This is a genomic window from Paracoccus laeviglucosivorans (assembly GCF_900182695.1).
In the GTDB taxonomy this organism is placed as follows: domain Bacteria; phylum Pseudomonadota; class Alphaproteobacteria; order Rhodobacterales; family Rhodobacteraceae; genus Paracoccus; species Paracoccus laeviglucosivorans.
Window position 1 is genome coordinate 1 of the sequence record NZ_FXTK01000057.1, and the last position, 5,195, is coordinate 5,195.

A 5,195-nucleotide genomic window follows, 5' to 3' on the forward strand; every position below is an offset into this window, starting at 1 on the left:
CGCGGATGGCCTCAAGAGCCACCTTCGCCTTGAACTCTGCAGAATAGCGCTTGCGTTTCGTCATTTCAGATTGGTTCTTCCTCAGGCGCTAAAGCGTAAGCGCTGTCCCACCCCCACCTTCCAGCGCGCTTCCTGATGGGATCACTGGCATCCTTTGTTGTTTGATGCTGGAGTTTCTCCATGGAGACTACATTGGAGGTTCTCACGGTTGGCGGGTCCGCTCGCCAGAACCGGAGTTGGCCTGAAGATGTGAAGGCGCGGATTGTGGCGGAGACGCTGGTGCCGGGTGCTACGGTCAACGATGTTGCCCGTCGGTATGGTCTGCCGGCAAATCGCATCTCGTCGTGGCGGACGCTGGCGCGCAAGGGGCGGCTGGTGTTGCCGGCGCCGGAGGATCCGGTCGAGTTCGCGGCCTTGATGGTCGGGCCTGCAGATGATGGTCCGCGTTCTGTCTGCCCTGCTGCGAGCGGTCCAGAGATTGCGTTCGGCGCAGTTGTAATCCGTCTGGAAGTCGGCGCTTCGGTGGATCGGATCGCGTCTGTAGCGCGTGCTTTGGCGGCAGACGCGTGATCTTCCCGTCGAACCGGGTGCGGATCATGGTGGCGACGAAGCCCATCGCTCGCCATTGGGCTTGAACCAATGGCGCCCATGGCTCGCTCCGCAAAGGCCATGACAGCTTGGCCGGGATGGTGAAGAACGAGCTGCGCAAGGATCCGTTCACCGGCACCGTCTTTGTGTTCCGCGCGAGGAAAGCCGATCGGCTGAAGCTGCTCTACTGGGACGGCACCGGGCTGGTGATGGCCTACAAGCGGCTGGAAGAGCATACGTTTACCTGGCCTGCGGTGAAGGACGGGCTGCTGGTGATGAACCACGCGCAGTTCGAAGCCCTGTTCTCCGGGCTGGACTGGCGGCGGGTTCGGGCCATCGAAGCGAGGGCACCGGAGGCGGTGGAATAGTCCTGTTTTTGTTGGGTCTCGCACCATTTTTTGCGGGTGTCGGCCGTAGCTGGTGATAGACTGCGACCATGCCGCACACCGCTGATCTGCTTGAGGAAATTGCCACGCTGAAGGCGATGCTGATCGCCTCGGAGGCGCATAACCTGCGCAAGGACGAGCGTATCGAACGGCTGGAGAAGCTGGTCGCGGCCTTCAGACACGCAGCCTTCGGACGCCGATCGGAGAAGAGCGATCCGGACCAGTTCGAACTGGCGCTCGAGGATCTGGAGACGGCCATCGCCGCAATCCATGCCGAAGAGGATGCCGAGAACCGCGCGGCCAAACGCCCCGCCAAGCCGCGTGCCGCCAATCGCGGATCATTGCCCAAACATCTGCCGCGCATCGAAGAAGTCATCGAGCCGGACAGCCTGATCTGCGCCTGCGGCGGCGGCCTGCACTGCATCGGGGAAGATGTCTCGGAGCGGCTGGATATCATCCCGGCGCAGTTCCGCGTCATCGTCACCCGTCGCCCCAAATACGCCTGCCGATCCTGCACCGACGGTGTGACACAGGCACCAGCCCCGGCACGACTGATCCCCGGCGGCATGCCGACCGAAGCCACGGTTGCACATGTGTTGGTCAGTAAATACGCCGATCATCTTCCGTTGTATCGTCAGGCCCAGATCTACAGCCGCCAAGGCGTCGAACTCGACCGCTCCACCCTTGCAGATTGGGTCGGCCGTGCCGCTTTTGAACTCCGCCCCGTCCATGACGCGCTGCTTGCCGACCTGAAGCGGTCCACCAAGCTGTTCATGGACGAGACCCGGGCCCCGGTCCTCGATCCGGGGGCTCGCAAGACCAAGACCGGCTACTTCTGGGCGCTGGCCCGCGATGACCGCCCTTGGGGCGGCGCGTCTCCACCAAGCGTGGCCTTCACCTATGCGCCCGGTCGGGGCGGGCAACATGCCGAACGGATATTGCAGGGCTTCGGCGGTATCCTTCAGGTCGATGGCTATGCCGGATACAACCGGCTGATCGCGCCAGACCGGATCGGTCCGGGCATCCAACTGGCGTATTGCTGGGCCCATGCGCGCCGAAAGCTGATCGAGATCACCCGCACCGGCTCCGCCCCGATTGCCGAGGAAGGCGTGACCCTCATCCGCGATCTCTATGCTATCGAGACCGACATCCGAGGCAGCGAACCCGCCGCGCGCCTTGCCGCACGGCAGGAACGCTCTGCCCCGATCCTGGCCCGCATCGACGCTTGGATAAGCCACCATCGCGCCCGCGCGTCCGCCAAGTCGCCTCTGGGCGAGGCGCTGGCCTACATCGCCAAATACCGCGGTGGTCTCGGTCGCTTCCTGACCGATGGCCGCGTCGAGCTGGACAGCAACACCGTCGAGCGCACGATCCGCCCCATCGCCCTGAACCGCAAGAACGCCCTCTTCGCAGGCCATGATGCCGGCGCCGAAAACTGGGCCGTCATCGCCTCGCTCATCGAGACCTGCAAAATGAACGGCGTCGATCCCCACGCTTGGCTGGCAACCACGTTCACCGCCATCGTCAACGGCCACAAACAAAGCCAAATCCATGACCTGCTCCCGTGGAACTACGCCGCCACAGTGTGATCGGGACAGCGCTTACGCTACGCCTCACGGTGGGTGCATGGTCGAGGCTGGGACATTGCCGACATTCGCCCCGTGCAGCACGGACGATAAGCGACGATCCTTCGGGCGGAATCCGGACCTTAGCCACGAGCGCGAAGACACTTCCGTCTTGATGAAAATGCGGACGTTCACCGAAGGCAGGAAAAACGTAAGCGTTTTCTAGGCCGCACCTTCCGAGTTTTCGGCTGACCTGCGACTCCGTGTCTGACGGAGATTAGCGGTTGAGTTTCGCGATGGCGACTACGGTGGAGTTTCTCAGGGACTACGGGGTGGACATCCGTCCTAATGGCCAGCGCCGCTGGCCGGACGAGTTGAAAGCGCAGATCGTCGCGGAAAGCCTGAAGCCCGGTATGACGGTGAACGCGGTTGCGGCGCGCTATGGGCTTCGGGCGAACCACTTGTCGGAATGGCGCGGCCGTGCGCGCGATGGTCGGTTGGTTCTGCCCGCGCTGGCAGAGGATGATCTTTGCTTTGCGCCCCTTGTGCTGCGCGAGGAAGAGGCGCCAGCGATGCGGATGGCTCAGGAGCGATCAAGTCCTGACCCACAGGCCTTGGGTCCGGTGGAGATCGTCATGGGTCAAGTAATCCTCCGTCTGGATGGCGCCACGCCGGCCGCCCGGATTGCCGAGATTGTGCGGGCGATCGGGCCCACGCCATGATGTTTCCGTCCAACCGGGTTCGGGTCTTGGTCGCGACACGACCTATCGACTTTCGCAAAGGCCATGACGGCCTGGCGGCGCTGGTGTCCTCGGTTCTGCGCAAGGACCCGTTCACCGGCACGGTGTTTGTGTTTCGGTCGCGCCGCGCGGACCGGTTAAAGATTTTGTATTGGGACGGCACCGGTCTGGTGATGGCCTACAAGCGGCTTGAGTGTGGCAGCTTTACCTGGCCCGCCATCAAAGATGGGTTGATGGCGCTGAACCATGCCCAATTCGAGGCGCTATTTTCCGGGTTGGACTGGCGCAAAGTCAAAGCCCTAGAGGCACGCCCGCCAACTGCATCAGAGTAGATCAACGGATTGTTTTGGCGTGTTTTTGCTGGCGCTCCGTGCTAGCGTCAGCCCATGATATTAGCGCCTGCCATCGACCTTTCCGCCATACCTGACGCGCAACGCGCGGCGGTTCTGGCATTGATGGAAACGGTGGCTGCGCTGGCGGAAATCACCCGGCGGCAAGAGCACCTGATCGCCGAGCTGAACCACGCCCTGCATGGCAAGCGGTCGGAAAAGCTGTCTGAGGATGAACGGCAGCTGGCCTTTGAAGACCTGTCCATCGCACTGGCCGAGGTCGAGGTGAGCAAGGACCATCTGGCCGCCCGCACCGGCGAAACGACTGCGGCCCGACCGGCCCCGAAACGCACCATCGGCAACCTGCCAGCTGCGCTGCCGCGCATCGAAGAGATCATCGAGCCCGACAGCCTGATCTGTCCCTGCGGCTGCGGTGTCATGCACAAGATTGGCGAAGACCGCACGGAACGGCTCGACATCGTGCCGGCAAAGCTGCGTGTGATCGTCACCGTGCGCCCCAAATATGCCTGCCGGACCTGCACCGACGGGGTAACGCAGGCACCGGCGCCATCTCACCTAATCATGGGCGGTCTGCCGACGGAAGCGACGCTGGCCCATGTGCTGGTCAGCAAGTATGCGGACCATTTGCCCCTGTATCGTCAAAGCCAGATCATGGCACGGGCGGGCCTTGATCTGCACCGCGCCGTGCTGGCCGATTGGGTCGGTAAAGCGGCATTCCATCTGAAGCCCGTCGTCGACCGGCTGGCTGAGCATCTGAGGCGATCCGGCAAGCTGTTCATGGACGAGACAACGGCACCGGTGCTGGACCCGGGGCGCGGGGTGACAAAGACCGGATATCTCTGGGCGCTGGCCCGCGATGAGCGGCCATGGTGCGGGGATGATCCACCCGGCGTGGTCTACTTCTACGCTCCCGGCCGGGCCGGCGAGAATGCCGAAACCTTCCTGACCGGCTTCGACGGTATCCTGCAGGTTGATGGCTACACCGGCTACAACCGGCTGACCAAACCGATCCGCAAGGGCGGTGCCCCTCTTCAGATTGCCCATTGCTGGGCGCATGCACGGCGCAAGCTGAAGGAAGTCTTCGACCGCGACGGCTCCGAGATCGCCGCCGAGGGTTTGCGTCGTATCGCCGAAATCTATGCCATTGAGGCCGACATCCGGGGGATCCCGCCCGGCCAACGCCTTTCAGCCCGGCAAGCGCGCACAGCACCATTGGTGGCCGCCTTAGGCGACTGGCTGCAGGCCCAACGCCGCAAGATCTCTGCCAAGTCGCGGCTGGGCGAAAAGCTGACCTATATCCATAACCACTGGAACGGGCTCCAAACTTTCCTGACCGACGGCCGGGTCGAGATCGACAGCAACAGGGTCGAAAATCTGATCCGTCCCATTGCCCTCAATCGCAAGAATGCGCTCTTCGCGGGGCACGATGAAGGCGGCATCGCTTGGGGCCGCATCGCTTCCCTGATCGAGACTTGCAAGATCAACGGCGTCGAACCCTTCGCCTATCTCAAGGCAACCCTGACCGCGATTGCCAACGGACACCCGCAAAGCCGCATCGACGACCTG

General features: G+C 63.0%; 5 protein-coding genes and 1 pseudogene. All 6 read left to right on the plus strand.

Going from position 1 to position 5,195, the window contains the following annotated elements; all coding sequences use genetic code 11:
• Positions 1-180 precede the first annotated feature (180 nt).
• Positions 181-570: a transposase gene (locus FN835_RS20830; protein ID WP_142665146.1), complete on the plus strand. Its 390-nt coding sequence runs from the start codon at positions 181-183 to the stop codon at positions 568-570.
• Positions 571-668: 98 nt separating this feature from the next.
• A pseudogene (gene tnpB / locus FN835_RS20835) lies at positions 669-956 on the plus strand (IS66 family insertion sequence element accessory protein TnpB); the annotation flags it as partial.
• A gap of 68 nt (positions 957-1,024) precedes the next feature.
• Positions 1,025-2,563: an IS66 family transposase gene (gene tnpC / locus FN835_RS20840; RefSeq protein ID WP_142665148.1), complete on the plus strand. Its 1,539-nt coding sequence runs from the start codon at positions 1,025-1,027 to the stop codon at positions 2,561-2,563.
• Positions 2,564-2,823: 260 nt separating this feature from the next.
• Positions 2,824-3,261, plus strand: a complete 438-nt coding sequence (gene tnpA / locus FN835_RS20845) for an IS66-like element accessory protein TnpA (protein WP_246098834.1) — start codon at positions 2,824-2,826, stop codon at positions 3,259-3,261.
• Positions 3,258-3,611 (plus strand): IS66 family insertion sequence element accessory protein TnpB, encoded by a 354-nt coding sequence (tnpB, locus tag FN835_RS20850; protein WP_142665149.1) that lies wholly within the window; start codon positions 3,258-3,260, stop codon positions 3,609-3,611. Before tnpA ends, tnpB (FN835_RS20850) begins: the two co-directional genes overlap by 4 nt.
• A gap of 123 nt (positions 3,612-3,734) precedes the next feature.
• Positions 3,735-5,195 (plus strand): IS66 family transposase (gene tnpC, locus FN835_RS20855; RefSeq protein WP_142665151.1); only part of this gene is annotated, 1,461 nt, incomplete at its 3' end.

Excerpts from the sequence above, each read along its gene's own strand:
- tnpC (WP_142665148.1), top strand. The coding sequence starts at position 1,025 with ATGCCGCACACCGCTGATCTGCTTGAGGAAATTGCCACGCTGAAGGCG.
- FN835_RS20830 (WP_142665146.1), top strand. The coding sequence starts at position 181 with ATGGAGACTACATTGGAGGTTCTCACGGTTGGCGGGTCCGCTCGCCAG.
- tnpB (WP_142665149.1), top strand. The coding sequence starts at position 3,258 with ATGATGTTTCCGTCCAACCGGGTTCGGGTCTTGGTCGCGACACGACCT.